17 protein-coding genes and 2 pseudogenes are annotated in these 14,700 nt (G+C 57.9%); 7 read left to right on the forward strand and 12 right to left on the reverse strand.

Annotated features, from left to right (window positions below):
- Nucleotides 1-154 precede the first annotated feature (154 nt).
- On the forward strand, nt 155-316 hold the full coding sequence (locus C468_RS18325; RefSeq protein WP_161607052.1) for a hypothetical protein: 162 nt from the start codon (nt 155-157) through the stop codon (nt 314-316).
- Between the two features lie 96 nt (nt 317-412).
- Nucleotides 413-1,036, forward strand: coding sequence for a DUF7718 family protein (locus C468_RS00960; protein WP_008846994.1), 624 nt, complete (start codon nt 413-415; stop codon nt 1,034-1,036).
- 94 nt (nt 1,037-1,130) lie between these two features.
- On the opposite strand, the gene C468_RS19395 is transcribed toward C468_RS00960, so the two are convergent.
- A complete protein-coding gene (locus C468_RS19395) occupies nt 1,131-1,304 on the reverse strand; it encodes a DUF7837 family putative zinc-binding protein (protein WP_449272006.1) in 174 nt (57 codons plus the stop codon).
- Between the two features lie 128 nt (nt 1,305-1,432).
- On the opposite strand from C468_RS19395, the pseudogene C468_RS17205 reads away from it, so the two are divergent.
- Nucleotides 1,433-1,615, forward strand: a pseudogene (locus C468_RS17205) (IS1096 element passenger TnpR family protein); the annotation flags it as partial.
- 16 nt (nt 1,616-1,631) lie between these two features.
- Here the strand turns inward: C468_RS17205 and C468_RS00965 are convergent.
- The 4 genes from C468_RS00965 to C468_RS00980 form a co-directional block, all read right to left on the reverse strand.
- Nucleotides 1,632-2,423 (reverse strand): hypothetical protein, encoded by a 792-nt coding sequence (locus C468_RS00965; RefSeq protein WP_049911802.1) that lies wholly within the window; start codon nt 2,421-2,423, stop codon nt 1,632-1,634.
- A 15-nt stretch (nt 2,424-2,438) separates the two neighbouring features.
- Nucleotides 2,439-2,927: a hypothetical protein gene (locus tag C468_RS00970; RefSeq protein WP_008846997.1), complete on the reverse strand. Its 489-nt coding sequence runs from the start codon at nt 2,925-2,927 to the stop codon at nt 2,439-2,441.
- A gap of 74 nt (nt 2,928-3,001) precedes the next feature.
- Nucleotides 3,002-3,544 (reverse strand): hypothetical protein, encoded by a 543-nt coding sequence (locus C468_RS00975; RefSeq protein ID WP_008846998.1) that lies wholly within the window; start codon nt 3,542-3,544, stop codon nt 3,002-3,004.
- 19 nt (nt 3,545-3,563) lie between these two features.
- The gene (locus tag C468_RS00980; RefSeq protein WP_008846999.1) at nt 3,564-5,381 is read right to left on the reverse strand and encodes an SWIM zinc finger family protein; all 1,818 of its coding nucleotides are present in this window, start codon (nt 5,379-5,381) and stop codon (nt 3,564-3,566) included.
- A 397-nt stretch (nt 5,382-5,778) separates the two neighbouring features.
- On the opposite strand from C468_RS00980, the gene C468_RS00990 reads away from it, so the two are divergent.
- The 3 genes from C468_RS00990 to C468_RS01000 all read left to right on the forward strand — a co-directional run bounded on the left by C468_RS00990 (nt 5,779) and on the right by C468_RS01000 (nt 7,854).
- Nucleotides 5,779-6,159, forward strand: a complete 381-nt coding sequence (locus C468_RS00990) for a hypothetical protein (RefSeq protein WP_206536728.1) — start codon at nt 5,779-5,781, stop codon at nt 6,157-6,159.
- 63 nt (nt 6,160-6,222) lie between these two features.
- Nucleotides 6,223-6,819, forward strand: a complete 597-nt coding sequence (locus C468_RS00995; protein ID WP_008847001.1) for a hypothetical protein — start codon at nt 6,223-6,225, stop codon at nt 6,817-6,819.
- Between the two features lie 219 nt (nt 6,820-7,038).
- Complete coding sequence (locus tag C468_RS01000) at nt 7,039-7,854, forward strand: IS5 family transposase (RefSeq protein ID WP_008847002.1); 816 nt, start codon at nt 7,039-7,041, stop codon at nt 7,852-7,854.
- Nucleotides 7,855-8,116: 262 nt separating this feature from the next.
- Here the strand turns inward: C468_RS01000 and C468_RS01005 are convergent, their stop codons facing one another.
- From C468_RS01005 to C468_RS01025, 7 genes and pseudogenes are all read right to left on the reverse strand, one after another.
- Nucleotides 8,117-9,511, reverse strand: coding sequence for a protein adenylyltransferase SelO (locus tag C468_RS01005; RefSeq protein ID WP_049911803.1), 1,395 nt, complete (start codon nt 9,509-9,511; stop codon nt 8,117-8,119).
- A 103-nt stretch (nt 9,512-9,614) separates the two neighbouring features.
- Nucleotides 9,615-9,764: a DUF7563 family protein gene (locus tag C468_RS19400; RefSeq protein ID WP_449272007.1), complete on the reverse strand. Its 150-nt coding sequence runs from the start codon at nt 9,762-9,764 to the stop codon at nt 9,615-9,617.
- Between the two features lie 5 nt (nt 9,765-9,769).
- Entirely contained in the window at nt 9,770-10,633 is an 864-nt protein-coding gene (locus tag C468_RS01010) for a 2-oxoacid:ferredoxin oxidoreductase subunit beta (RefSeq protein WP_008847004.1), read from the reverse strand.
- Nucleotides 10,634-10,723: 90 nt separating this feature from the next.
- On the reverse strand, nt 10,724-10,930 hold the full coding sequence (locus C468_RS18910; RefSeq protein ID WP_239638879.1) for a hypothetical protein: 207 nt from the start codon (nt 10,928-10,930) through the stop codon (nt 10,724-10,726).
- A 204-nt stretch (nt 10,931-11,134) separates the two neighbouring features.
- Nucleotides 11,135-11,464 carry a 4Fe-4S dicluster domain-containing protein gene (locus tag C468_RS01015; RefSeq protein WP_008847006.1) on the reverse strand — a complete coding sequence of 110 codons (330 nt, stop codon included), beginning with the start codon at nt 11,462-11,464 and terminating at the stop codon, nt 11,135-11,137.
- Between the two features lie 40 nt (nt 11,465-11,504).
- Nucleotides 11,505-13,080: pseudogene (locus C468_RS01020) on the reverse strand (Fe-S cluster assembly protein SufB).
- Nucleotides 13,081-13,254: 174 nt separating this feature from the next.
- Nucleotides 13,255-13,551, reverse strand: a complete 297-nt coding sequence (locus C468_RS01025) for a hypothetical protein (protein WP_049911805.1) — start codon at nt 13,549-13,551, stop codon at nt 13,255-13,257.
- A gap of 182 nt (nt 13,552-13,733) precedes the next feature.
- On the opposite strand from C468_RS01025, the gene C468_RS01030 reads away from it, so the two are divergent.
- Complete coding sequence (locus tag C468_RS01030; protein WP_008847007.1) at nt 13,734-14,534, forward strand: sulfite exporter TauE/SafE family protein; 801 nt, start codon at nt 13,734-13,736, stop codon at nt 14,532-14,534.
- Nucleotides 14,535-14,700 lie beyond the last annotated feature (166 nt).

Raw genomic sequence — 14,700 nt, forward strand, 5'->3', positions numbered from 1 at the left:
ACCTCCCGATTACCGGCGACTTAGTGTAATTATACGGTCTTTCCGCGTTTCTACATAAGAGCGTTCAGTCTTAACCAACAGTCGGCAGTTCTACCACCGATCGTTGGTTAAGACTGAGCAGAGCGGCTTTCCCGGACCACACAGATCGGTGTGTATGGGCGATATCTTCCGCGTCAACTGCCCGGGCTGTGGACAGGAGAAGGGCCCGATCACGACGCACCCCGGCACCGTCGGCATCCACTGTTCGTGCGGGATCACCGCAACCGTGGACATCAGCGCGCAAGAAATCGATGAATGGTGGGAGCGGGAGAACTGACCTATCGCAACTCCAGCGAGTGTAGCCCGGATGTCGCCCCGACGTCGAGGGCGAAAGCGAAAGCGACACCGTACCGGGTGACGATCGGCCGAACGAATGAGTGCCCCGTCGCTCCCGACCGGCTACGACGTCTCCAAGCACGTCCCAGCTGGCCGTCGTGACTGCCTGCTCACGGTCGGGTTCGACCAGCACCAGCAACACATCCCGCGCTTCCTCGTTCAGCTTCACTATCGCGTCGCGACCGACCCGATCGAGTGGACGGCAATCGCCCGGATGGACCACAACGAGACGTCGGCACTCGGGCATGACGTGTACCGCGAGGGACTCCACGTCGACGTCGCCCGCCGTTCGCAGCCGACTGTTCACCTCCAACTCCCTCATGCGCCACTGCCGATAAGTCGAGGGGCAGTCATCCGCGGCTGTGCCAACTACCTCAAACGCGAGGCTCAGTACTTCGTCGATGTCTTCGAAGAGCGTCGATCGCCGGGGCGCCCGCCGTCGAGGTCGGATGGTGGTGAACCGACACCTACGTTTATCCGTTCGGGCCGGGTAGAACGCAGTATGAGTCGTGAAGCCCCGGCCGACGCCGACATGGTCTCGGACGAGGAGCTCACTGAGATGCTCGCCGATGCTGAGGGGACCACGCCCGAGGAGATCGAGCGTGGCGCTGCCGAGCTCGATATCGCGCCGCCTGAAGAGGCGACCGTCGTCGACGAGTAGTACTACTATCTCGATGTGTCTTCAGTCCCACTGAGCAACGGCTACAGCTGGATCCACTGACTGGCGGTTCTATTCTCAGGTAGAGATTATCGCGTCATATCCGAGATTGAGACGCGGGGTCGACGACCTCCAGACATTCGGGGCATTCGGCCCAAACACCCTGATCTCCGGACTCTTTTTCATACTGAATGAGCACGTGTCTGTCTGCGACTGTCTCGCCGCAAAACGAGCAGGTGCCAAGGATTGCTTCTGGATTGGGGGTCTCCATGCATGGCCTCTCTGTATGGGGGGGAGGGACACGTGTGACACTATTTTGACAGCGGCTCTCTACACCTCAGAGCCTTTCTAGATCCCTCAGGCTAATGAACGTGGCCCAGCAGATGTAACGCCGCCGACACCACGATCGACGAGTTAGATCCGGAAGAGCTGGGAGCGCTCTCCTACACGTTCGACATGGGTGACAACTGGGAACACTACATCGAACTCCAGGATACTCGCGACGCATCGTTGGACAGTAGCCCCGTGGTCGTCGACGAACAAGGGCACGCACCGTCCCAATATCCCGATATGGACGAGTAGCGGGTGGTTGTCACGCCTACAGTCGTTTTTCGTCAATGATGGCGGCGGTATCTGTCCCGGCGATTGTGTCGGATTCTGCCAGCAGGTCGTCGATCTCGTCTGGATCGTAGACATCCTTGACGATGCAGTAGTACTGTGACGGCGTTCCGAAGTCGTAGACCATGCTGAGCCGATCCCCTTCTCGGAGCGTCGCACGTTCAGCGATGTCTCCGATCGACACGTCACTCGCGTTCGTGTACGAGGGGTCGTCGATCTTCTCATACTGGTGGTCCGGGAGAACGTTGAGTGACGAGTCCAGATACTCGTCTTCGAGGCCGTACATCCGGAGGTGAAGATCATCGAGCGTACTGAATCGACACACGAGCCGATCGAGTTCCGCTATCGTCGTTTCCGGCCGAACGACGATATCGTACCACTCCTCGCGAGCGCGACCCTTCTGTTTCCAGCGAAGACGGTAGCCGGTGGTGTCGATACGAGATTCTACCTCCATGCTTGTATCCTGTCTCAGCTGGTCGATCTCCTCAAGTGTTGCAGCCCAGCAATACGAACAGATCTCATCTGGCGCATCGCCCTCGAATGCCGTCTTGTCGAGACCTTTCCAGTCAGCATATCGCGGTAAATCGATGTATTCACTCGCGGGTGAGCGCGTACTCCGATCACACAGCTTCTCGCCGGGTAACTCCCGACGAGGGGAATAGGTCGACCTGCCGACTGGTTCTGCTTTCACGTCGACGATATGGTCGACAGTCCCTATCTGACTGACTTCGATAACAAATCGCTCCAGTATCTCCGTCTCTGAATCGGTCATGGTTTTGGTAGTCTGCTATTCGACATCACTCGGAAGGATTCCATACGTTCTGGCGACCGAGACGATCTCTTCGCGGAACTCTTCGGACTCCTCACCGTGCGAGTCCGCGAGTGTTTCCACCTCGTCAGAATATGCCTCGCGGATCGCTCTCGCTTCGGCCCGCCCCTCGACGGTCGGCTTCCAGATGGTTGTCGTGCCGTAGTCCCCTGATTCGAACGACGGCCCAGATCGCTCGCGTTCTCCGACACACTCGACGAATCCCCGTTCTTGCAGTGTTTGAAGCGCGGTTTCGACTTCAGGTCCGAACTCCGCATCAATCGAGAGGAGCTCTTCGAGTGACGGCTCTTCGGATCCACCTTCTGTCGTGATAGCGTCGAGTTGCGTACAGGCTGCAACGAGGTCGTCAGTCGTCTTTTCGACGCCAGCGTAATCGTGTTTGTATCGTCTGTCGTGGGTAGTGAGTTGATCGATGAGTAACCGCTCGATCCACGTCTCGGTTTGCATGTCTGTATCCTACGATCGGAATCAACAAAACGTGTCGCACGAGGCTGCATGTCGGGACGAACAGCAGCCACCGATCAATCGAGTTTTGCCCGCTCTTTCAGCTCGCCGACTAGGAGATCGAGGATCGCTTCTCTGTCCTCCTCGGGAACGTTCCTGCCGTCGAGTTCGTCGAACTTCTCTTCCCAGTGATCTATCCACGACCCGAACACGTCCTCGAATGTGTCTTCTGGATCGTCTGCAGCCCTGACGTCCTCGATCCCCTTCTGAATCATCTCGTGAGGCCCTCCGGCTCCAAGCTCGGCTTCGAGTACCAGCCATGGTTCGTACTCGAAGGTCGAAGAAAGTTCTTCGATATGCCACGTCTCGTCGTTCAAATCCAGCTGATACTCCGTCACCACGTGAAACCGAGCAGGTGAGGCATCGACACCCGGCACACCCATGTCCGAAAGGTGCATCGTCGGATGACGCTCGATCCGCAACGAGAGCATGTCATCTGCTTCGAACTGGAATCTGAAAGCCCGCTCTCTGATCTTTTCCAGTGTCAACCCATCTTCAGGCAGGCCGATGTCACACTCGTCCAGCACGGTGAGAACGCGGTCTTTGGTAGTCCTATCCATTATCCTCACCTGGTTTCGATTACTCCGTGAAGCCCTCCAACAGCTCCTCGAGCATCGGGCGGAGCTTATATTTCCGGTAATGTTCGTCTCTGAGATCTTCGACGTAGACACACCACTCATCGAGTTCACCGACAGCTCGGGCGGCCTTTCCGGCAGTTTCCAGCCACTGGACGGCGTGCCGATACCGCTGGGACTGTCCCTCCTCGATGATTGGCTTGGCATGTTCCTTGCAGGCGTCGATCGTCCAGTCTGGGTGCTCCTCCCAGACTTCCTCGACGACCGGCTCCACGACCTTGTAGTCCGAAAAGCGATCCGCGATATCGATAGCCGCCTCGTACTGCTCTGCGTACAGGAAGATTTCGACGTGCCGTCGCGCAACTCGCTGCGTCGTGTCCTTGTTCCGAAGCGATGTCAGCAACTCTTCGCGAATAGTCATCCACTCCTCACCGGCGAGTTCCTCTGCCGCTTGGTAGGCCGCAAGCGTCGGCGAGGCTTCGAATGCGGCGATAGCCGCCTCCAAGGCCACCTCCGGTTCGTCGAGGCTGGCGGCTCGATCGCGGAGCCACTCGGCCAGCTCCGCTTTCTCGCTGCCGTCCAGCGTCAATCCGTGTTGGGCCACCTCCAGTGCTGCTTGGGGCCGATCATGGTTCCGCAGCGTCTGGGCCAGTGTGAGTGCTTCGTTCGGGGAGGACAAGTTGTGTCGGCCGTATTCGATCGCCTCGTCGATCCGTCCATCCTCTACGAGCTTGGTTACGTAGTCATCGATCAGATCCGCAGCCTCCGCCAGATCCAGGTACTCCTCGTTGCGACCTTGGCGCTTGAGGACGTTGAGGCGAGCCCTGATCAAGTCCTCGGCGTACCACGGTGGATCCCCTCCCCAGAGATCGGCGTAGCCGATATCGCCCTGCATCGCTCGCTGAACCGGTTCGAAATCCCAGCCCCGTTGGGCGGCTTCGAGCGCGACACTGTACGGCGGATGGTGTGTATGGCCTCCCATCTCCTGTTCCCATGTCCAGAGGCGGTCCTTCCAATCGGTACGCTCGGCCTCCGAGAGGTCGGCGGTGAGCAGCGCCTCGGCCAGCACTCGGTCGACCTCGTCGAAGAAGTTGAAGAGCGCGTTCGAATCGTCGTACGAGAGCGCGAGCCACTCTTCGTCCATGAGTTCGTTGGCCAGCGGTTCGAGGATGTCCAGTGCCGTCTCGCCGTCGCCAGTCTCAACGGCTGTGCGTGCCTGATCGAGAAGGCCTCGCAACTTCTCGACGTCGGTTTCGGCTGCCTCGTACGGGTCGTAGGCGTGAGCGCTTCGCCCCTTAGTCGGTCCGAGAACGTACTGTACCTGCTTGCGGATCGATTCGCGATTGATGTCCGGGGTTCGACCGTGTTCGCCATCCTCCGTCTCGTCTTCTGACTCGGCTGTTTCGAGTTCGGATTCGATCTGGGATGCCAGCTCCGGGCGACTCTCAATGAGGCTGGTGAGAACGTCACGGAGGATCTCGGGCTCGGCATCCGCGATCAGTTCGGAGATGGGCGGTCGCTGGTCGATCCCATCGGAATCGCGGACGTACGTCAGGAGGACGGCGACACGGTGCTTGCAAATCCCACCGTGATCGTACGGACAGGAACACGCCGTGTCAACGACCCCAGTTTCGTCGAGATCGATCCGCACCCGGTAGGGCTCGTACTGGCTGCCTTCAACCGCCGCTCGGATCGTCTCACCGCGCCGGACGAGATTGACGACGGCACCCTCGGCGTAGTAGTTTCCCCCCCGGTCGTATGACTGGGGGCGTGCCAGATCCCGGACTGCTGCCTCCGTGAGTGTCGGGTCGGGATCAACCATCGCTCGTATGGTATCTACGGATTAAACCCGTAGTAATTGTGGTGGACGGTTGGGTGGCTGTGTGCCTACGAATCTGGAACCCAGACGCCTTTCACCGGCTGGAAGACGACGCAGGCGTCGACATCCGACGTGTCGGCCGGATGCGCGGTGTGTAGCGTGAGTTGCCCCCTTCGTGTGTTCTCGGTTCTGTTCAGTCACTCACTCCTCTGCGTCCGCTTTCGAGTCGAAGGCGAGTCGACCATCCTCATCGAAATTCGCCTCCGCGAGTGGTGTCTCGTGAAAGACCGAGTCTTTGATTTCCACGATGTAGTCGACCATAACTGTTCGTTCGCGGTAGCTCTCCTTTAGAATTCCCCGTGCTGGACAGATTATTCTCTGCCGACCGTACAAACCACATATGGAACTGACGCCCGAACATCTCCAGTCTGAGAACCTCGATCCGCTTCCGCTCTTTCAGTCCGAAGAAGCGACACTCTGGCACATCGACACCACACACCCGGACGTGGTCGCCGACGATCACGTCAACGCCAGCTCGCCACAGCCACGATCTGATCACTCGACGAGGATCGGACATACGCCCTGCTCGTGCTCCGGGAGAAGGTGGAGTGACGAAGCGATCCCAGAATTACTGCGCTATCTCGCTACCCATCTACACGGATCGGGTACGGCCGTAACGGAAACGTTCTCCGTCGAGGTGTTCACGGCGACTGCGGTCAGGTCGCCTGCAGGCCGGACCGTCTGGTGGCGTGAAGACTACGTCAACGACGCCGCCCGGTGAGGAACGGAGATTCTCTCGAAGGCCAATCCGAGGAATTACGCCGCCATCCGACCAAGAGCGCGTATGGATCACACTCCCGATGCGTTCGCCGACGCACTCTCCTCGGGTGACACCGAGCGCGTGAATCGGGCGATCGACGAAATCGAGAATACCGAACTCGAGGAACGAGCCGCCCTGTTCGACGAGTATTTCGATATGTGTCTCGACCTTTACGAGGCCGACGATGGATACCAGCGACAGTCCGTGATTCGCTTTGCGGCCAGTCTGTATCCGCGCTTGGCCTATCGAACGGTCGGTGCGGACCTCACCGACGAGGCGTTACCGGGTGAGTGGACGCTCGACGAAATCGCGACCCACCGCGAACGACTGCGGGACCTCTACGCGGACGCGCTCCGCGACGACGACGGCCGCGTGCGACGCGCGGCCGCCAAGGCGACCAAGGAACTGGCGCTGACCGCCGAGATGCTCGAAGCCGAGGACGAACTCCGGTCCATGATGGACGAACTGGACACGCTCGCCGAGGAGTGTGCAGACTCGAAGCGAAAACACGTCGAGCAGGCCTACGAGAACGTCGCCTTTCACGCGGAGAAGCCGTTTTCCCTACTCCCGGACGGGCTTCGGGACGCGCTCGAAGGCGACGACCACAGTGGTGGAGGGTAGCTCACTCGAATATACTCGTCTGGAACGTGTATCGGGGTGAGAGCGTTAGCCGCGGAGTTTTGTCCTCCCGGCGTCATTCATACAGATATGCCATTCAGCGTGAGTCGGCACACGCTTCTCGACGAGGCCGAGGAACTTCCCTCGGATGCTCCGTTGAATCCTGACGCCGTCTGCGGATTATATCGCTGATTTCAGGGGGATTCGACGCCGTCTTGCGATATGGGGCGTCTCAAGACCCTCGCACAGACGTTTCGAGACTTTGCCACGAACCACGTAGAAGAACCAGACGTACCCGCCGCGCCGGACGGCGCGGGCGGGTACGCTAACTCCACGAAAATCGCGCTGCTTCTGCTTAAAGAGGAAATCAACAAACCACTCCGGAAGCTCGAAGATTACCTGAACGAGATGCCGGGAATCCTTAATGTGTTCGGCCTTGAGAAATATCCTGATTACTCGTCGTCCAGCGTTTGGGACGGTGAATTTCCGATGAAAGAGTTGCGCCGCCTGCTCCGCCAGTCAGCGGAGCAGGCGGGGCTTTCGGGCACTGCGTCGATTGACGCCAGTGGCTTCCAACGAGATCAAGCCAGCTCACACTACCGAAATCGAGTCGATTACTCGTTCAATGCGATGAAGACGACGCTGCTCGTTGATACGGACTCACTTGCCATCATGGACGCTCATTTCACGACGAAGAAAGCCTATGACGGCCATATCGGACTGCAGGTCTGTCGGCGTAACGCCGAAGACCTGCAGGAGTTGCTGGCTGACAAAATGCACTCGTGGAGCGATCTCCGTGAAGCCTGCCGTGACGCGTCAACGCGACCAGTGATCAAACACTGTGAGCAAAACGCACTGAAGAAAGCTCACAACGCCAGAATTGACGACGACGTCTACAACCAGCGGTCGATGAGTGAGACAGTGTTTGCGATGCTGAAGGACGACGGCGACGAGATCCGCTCCCGGAGCTGGCATGGCCAATTCCGGGAGCTCACGCGCAAGTGCATCGTACATAACCTAACGCAGGCGGCGAGTTAGGGCTCGCCGCCTGCTCCCTTTCTCCGGACGTATCCGGAAGAGGCATCGCCATCGTCCACCTCATCCTTCGTGCGGTATCCTGTGAAACTGATGTTTTGATCACTGCGTAAAGCCGCTAAAATTGAATCGTCCGATCTTAGAATCCGCAGAGAGAGCGTAGTTACCCGTGAAAAATCTAATGTCATAATACTGATTCTGTCGCTGTCTTGCGTTCAACAGAGCATTTTCTCATAATCATACATGCCGATGTGATGCTGTCTGCTCACGTGTTACAGTACGTTGTATACTCGGCATCGAACTCTCGTGGCGGTGGTTGCTGGAACTGCGAACCCATATCCTTTGACGTATAGGGGGTTTCCAACACGGTCAGTAACCGCTTGAATTTGGATAGCTCTCCAGTTTCGAGATACTCATCTAGTGACTCTTCAACTAGATAATTGCGGGGAATATACCGCGGATTGACCTCCTGCATCAACTCTTCATTCAGGCCGACCGCAGCCAACTTATCCCTCAGCTGCTCGAATTCCGCAGTTGCAAACACCGGGTCATCAAACGTCTTGGGTGCCTCTAATTCGAGGAATGTATTAGTGTAGTCTGCGTTCGTTTTGCGAAGCCACTCCAGGAATTCATCGACGAGCTCTTCCTCGCCATCTGAGCCGATCCCCAGCTTCTTCTGCATCATTGCGTAGTACTGCGCATCAAATCGATCCTCAAATTCGTCTAGCTTGGCTTCGAGTTCACCATACGTGAGCGCTGACTGTGTACACAGCGGTTGGAGTGCCTCCGCGAACCGCTCGAGATTCCACCGCAGGACAGGTCGCTGGTTTCCGAATGCGTATCTCCCGTGCTTATCGATTGAGCTGAAGACCGTCTCCTCGTCGTAGTAATTCATGAAGGCACAGGGTCCGTAATCAAACGTCTCTCCATCGATACTCATGTTGTCCGTATTCATCACACCATGGACGAATCCGACACGCAACCAGTCAACAACCATTTCGATCGCTGACTGCATGACTACATCGAAGAACTCCACATATGTACGATCTTTTTCGTGTAGCTGCGGGTAGTGCCTGTCAATTACGTAGTCGGTGAACCGCTGTAGTTCGTCGGATGCTCGAGCTGCGACGTACTGGAAGGTTCCGTACCGAATGTGGCTGTTCATTACTCGGACTAGGACGGCTCCGGGCTCTGTCCGGCGTCGGTTGACCGCGTCGTCAGTCTCGACGACCGCAAGACTTCTCGATGTTTTGATATTTAGATTTCGCATCGCATACGAGTACAGATACTCTCTGAGCATCGAGCTGACAGTTGCGTTTCCATCGCCTCTTCCGGAGTAGGGCGTTCGACCAGACCCTTTCAGTTGAATATCGTATCTACTCCCATCGTGCACGTGCTCGCCGAGTATCATCGCCCTCCCGTCGCCCAAGACCGTAAAACTCCCATACTGGTGACCCGCATATGCTTGGGCGATCGGTTCTTCCAAGCGATCTTGACCTGCTAGCATCTCTGCATCAAGCTTCGCTGTATCCAACCCAAGGTCAGCGCATAGCTCGTCGTTACGAACCACAATTTCGGGATGAGCGATACTCTTCGGTGTCACTCTCGAATACAGCTCCGAGTCTAACTCTTTGTAAGTCGTGTCAAATGAAAAGGTCATTTAGGTCATATAGTGTTCTTCGCTTGCTTTGATAATTTGTACGGCTCATCCCGCCCATGGGCGTGACAATACGAGTGAATAGGGCCCAATAGAGAGAGAATCTTCATATATCGTCCGTTCGCTGTCGTATTTCCTTTCCAATACCAGCATTGGCCGAGCAGGACGGGAATGCAAGAACGACGCCGTCCTTGTCGCCGAACACCTGTACAAACTGAGCAGAAATATGCTCGCCACAGGTAGCACAATCAGGCATGTGTATCAGTAGAACTCCCGAACGAGATTCGTTGCATTGTCCGGAGCTCCGTCGGGTATGACCGCCATATTGTCTGAGAGCCCTTCACGCTCTTCGTAGGCAACCGAGTGCTCGTCCTGATAGAGTACACCCTGGTACTCTTTATTTCCATCCATAATCATGTCTGTAGCGTCATCGTAAGCCGTCGGATCGTGGTCTGTCTCGGCGAGATCGACAATCGTGTCTCGGAAGTAGTCGTAGGTATCGACGTCGTTAAACGTCACACAAGGGCTGTAGACGTTGACGAAGCCGAACCCGTCGTGTTCGACGGCTTTCTGAACGATCTCGGTGTGGCGCTGGCTGTCCGAACTGAACGACTGGGCAATGAACGTCCCGCCGGCAGCCAGCGCGAGCGCAAGTGGGTTGACCGGCGGCTGTTTCGGCCCTTCGGGCGTCGTCGAGGTTTCGAAGTCCTCACGCGATGTTGGCGAGGCTTGCCCCTTCGTGAGGCCGTAGATGCGGTTGTCCATGACGACATATGTCATATCGACGTTGCGGCGGACCGCGTGGATGAAATGGCCAGCGCCAATCGAGTAGCCATCTCCGTCGCCGCCGGCGACCATCACTTCGAGGTTCGGATTCGCTAGCTTCGCCCCGATTCCCACGGGAAGGGCGCGACCGTGAACGCCGTGGAGTGCGTAGCTGTGCATATAGGTCCCGATCTTCCCGGAACAGCCGATCCCTGCGACGACGAACGTGTTGTCCGGGTCGTTCCCGGTGTTCGCGAGGGCTTTCATCATCCCGTTCATGGTGCCGAAATCCCCGCAACCGGGACACCACGTTGGCTGCTTGTCGGATTTGAAGTCAGTGAATCTGATGTCGGTACTCATCACCTTACCGTCCCCCTTCGACCGTATGTAAGAGGACATCCTTCGAGCCGATGCTCGCGGGTGTCGGTCGTTGCGTAATCTGGCTTGGTATCATGCTTTCGAGTTCGTGACTGTCGCGATATCGACGTCTGTTATTCCCTGTGCTTCGATTTTGGCCTTCACTGCCGGTGGGAGCGTTTCCAGTGTCTCGTCAACTTGTGGGTTAATCGGTACGCCGTCAACTTTGATCGCAACCAACTTGCCACGGCGACCGTGTGCAGCGACTTCGAATTCGAACGGTCGGTCACGTTCATCCACACTGTGGACCCAGACTTTCGCGAGCCCGTTTGCACTCTCCCAGTGAACGCTGTTGACGACGGTGAGACTGCCAGCCGGCGGAACGCAAGAGGAGCCGCATGCTGGGCACTGTGCGGAATGTGGACTCTTACCGATATAGGTATACTCTGCTCCGCACCGGTAGCACTGGAGTGGTAGGGTCATAAGTGGTTCCTCAATCACCCCTCACAGGCGCCCCGCTCGTCCGGGATCGACATCGATGGCGTCGACGGGACACACGTCGACACAAAGCATACAGTCGATACACTGTGTCTCGTTAATCGGATCGGCTTTGATGTCGCTCTCGGGGTGGCCGGGTGTATCCGTCCACTCGAACACGTCGACGGGACAGTCCTCGAGGCAGGCACCATCAGCCATACAGATATCGAAGTCGACAGCCACGTGTGTGCCGTGGATTCCCTGCTGTTCCGGTTCGTCGACCGGCCCCCAGACTCGGTGCCCCTCGTGTTGCTCAGCGACATCGCGGTTCGCTTCGAAGTGTGGATCGATAGCCATGAGAATTTCTTGATAAGGGTGGCGTAGTCCAGACGAACTACTATCCGAGCGAGCCCTCCATCTCCAGTTCGACGAGTCGGTTCAGCTCGACGGCGTACTCGATCGGCAGCTCTTCGGTGATCGGCTCGATGAACCCGGAGACGATCATCTGTTTGGCGTCGTCGTCGTCGAGACCGCGCGACTGTAGGTAGAAGATGTCCTCGTCACCGATCTTGCCAACGGTCGCCTCGTGGGCGACATCGACCTTCGACTCGTTGATCTCCATGTACGGCATGGTGTCCGACGTCGACTCGTTGTCGAACATCAGCGCGTCGCACTCGACGGCCGTCGAGGAGTTCTCGGCGCCGTCCGCGATGTGGACGAGCCCGCGGTAGTTCGTGCGACCGCCGTCCTTCGCGATCGACTTCGACTCGACGGTGGATTTGGTCTCGGGCGCGTTGTGGTACACCTTCGCGCCGGTGTCGATGTCCTGGCCCTCGCCGGCCATGGCGATAGTGATGTGGTTGTCGGAGGCGCCGCGGCCCTTCAGGATCGTCGACGGGTACAGCATCGTCGCCTTCGACCCCATCGACCCCGAAATCCANTGTCGGAGGCGCCGCGGCCCTTCAGGATCGTCGACGGGTACAGCATCGTCGCCTTCGACCCCATCGACCCCGAAATCCACTCCATGCGCCCGCCCTTCTCCGCGATGGCACGTTTCGTGTTGAGGTTGTACGTGTTTTTCGACCAGTTCTGGACGGTCGAGTACTGGACGTGGGCGTCCTCGTCGACGAAGACTTCGACACCGCCACAGTGAAGATTGAATTTCGAGTACTTCGGCGCGGAGCAGCCCTCGATGTAGTGGACTTCCGAGCCCTCCTCGGCGATGATGAGCGTGTGCTCGAACTGGCCCATCCNTCGATGTAGTGGACTTCCGAGCCCTCCTCGGCGATGATGAGCGTGTGCTCGAACTGGCCCATCCCCTCGGAGTTCATCCGGAAGTACGCTTGAACGGGCATGTCGACGGTGGTGTTTTCGGGCACGTAGACGAACGAGCCGCCGGACCAGATGGCGCCGTGAAGCGCCGCGAACTTGTTGTCGCTCGGGGGGACGCAGTTCGTCATGAAGTGCTCGCGGACGAGCTCTTCGTGCTCTTGGACCGCCTCGTCCATGTTACAGAAGATGACGCCCTTCTCCTCCCAGCGCTCCTGCATGTTCTGGTAGACAACCTCCGATTCGTACTGCGCGCCGACGCCGGAGAGGGCGTTTTTCTCGGCTTCGGGGATGCCCAGCTTGTCGAAGGTGTCTTTGATGTCGTCTGGAAGTTCGGTCCAGTCGTCGACGCCGGCGCGGACGTCGACGTCCGGCCGAATGTAGGGGACGATCTCGTCGACGTCGACTTCGCTCAGGTCCGGCTGACCGGGCCAGTCGGTCGGCATCGGCATCTCTTGGAACTGTTCGAGCGCTCGCAGGCGGCGCTCCAGCATCCACTCGGGTTCGTCTTTGTCCTCCGAGATGACGCGGACCGTCTCCTCGGTGAGCCCCTTCTCGGTCTGGAAGGCAGACTTCTCCTCCTTTTTGAACTCGAAACGGGCCTCGGTGTTCGTCTCTTTGAGATCGTCTTGTTTTGAACTCATCAAAGTATTCTTCAGAGACTACAAATATAAGTGTGGTGCGCTAGAACACTCGTTAGTAACTTATGACGGTTTCTTTAACGAAAATGAATAACTTTGTATGGTTTAATTCGGTTTCTCTACTCAATAAAATTTAATATTTAGCGAGAGGACCATTCGGTAGAAACAGGGTTACCGTCACTCGCTAGCGAGAATGACTTGACAGCACTCGATCGCTGCTTCGATGTGGCGGTCGGCGACCACGTCGCCCGTTTCATCAGCCGACTCAAGCAGTGTAGCAACTTGCCGAACCCGTTTCTGTCTGGTTTGCGTGTCAAGACCGTCACTGGCAGCATCGCGGGCGACGGCTTCTGCCTCTCCGAGCCATCGGTTCGTCGCTGGCGGTACTGGGCGATCTGCGGTCGCAGTTAGGTGGGTCGCCAGTGCGTCGACCGCAGCCCGCGGCTCGGTTGGGATGTCGATTTCGTCCGTCATCGTCTGTGTATTGGCGCCTACTGTGAAGAATTGTTCCGCCAAGAGCTACACTCCGATGCTTGCGAACGTCTCCAGCCGAGTCCGACCTCTTGTAGCCTACCGTGACACGTCCTCGGTATCTGTCCGGGCTCGTTCGAGAGACACACCAGACGACACAAATCTGTACGCAACCGAGAACGACTATGATCGAGTCGCTCCTCCGGATTGACGTCGTCCTCTTCGTTCTCATCGGCGTGCTCGGCGGCGCACACTGCATCGGGATGTGCGGTCCGCTTGTGACGATGTACTCGAAGCAGATGACGCCGCAGCCAGACGGCGGGACGGTGACAGCCAACGACGGACGTGCCAGTCATCTCACGACCTACGAGGTTCGCCAGCACTTCCTGTTCAACGTCGGCCGGGCGACAACGTACGCGATTCTCGGGGCCGTCTTCGGCGCGCTCGGAAGCGTCGTGTTCGTCACCGCTGACCAGTTGACACCGATCGCTGATCTCCTGCGGGGTGCTGTCGGTCTCGCGGTAGGGGGATTCATCGTGGCGACGGGCGTTCGGTACGTCATCGGGGGGAGTGGAGGCGATATCCGAATACCCGGCGTCCAGCGCGTCACGTCGTGGCTCGCGACGAGAGTTCACCGACACGTGAACAGCCCAAGTATTGTCGGCCTCGGCGCCGTCCACGCGCTTCTTCCCTGCCCGATGCTGTATCCCGCGTATCTGTTCGCCTTCGCGAGCGGGTCCCCCACCACTGGAGGAATCGCTCTCGGTGCCCTCGGTATCGGGACGATTCCAGCCGTCTTCCTCTACGGGACAATTATCCAGTCGATCGACGTTGCCCACCGGCGACGCGTTCATCGGCTACTCGGTGTGGTGTTCGTTGTGCTGGGGTACGTGCTTTTCGCGCACGGATTGATGGCACTCGGTGTTCACCTCCCACATCCGATGTTCCCGCATTACCAGCCCCTCGGGGGCGCGATGGGGCAGTAAACTACCCCGCCCTACTCGCTCCCTCCTGCCTTGCGACGGTCGGTCACTCCTTGAGGACGGGGCTTTACCGAAACGACCATCCGTCTTCAGTTAAGCAAGAAACCGTGTGACTGCGGTGGCTTATCGAGACATCTTTCGGAAGGAATGAGGAAGTCCAGTCTGTGCA

It is taken from the genome of Halorubrum kocurii JCM 14978, from assembly GCF_000337355.1.
Classification (GTDB): domain Archaea; phylum Halobacteriota; class Halobacteria; order Halobacteriales; family Haloferacaceae; genus Halorubrum; species Halorubrum kocurii.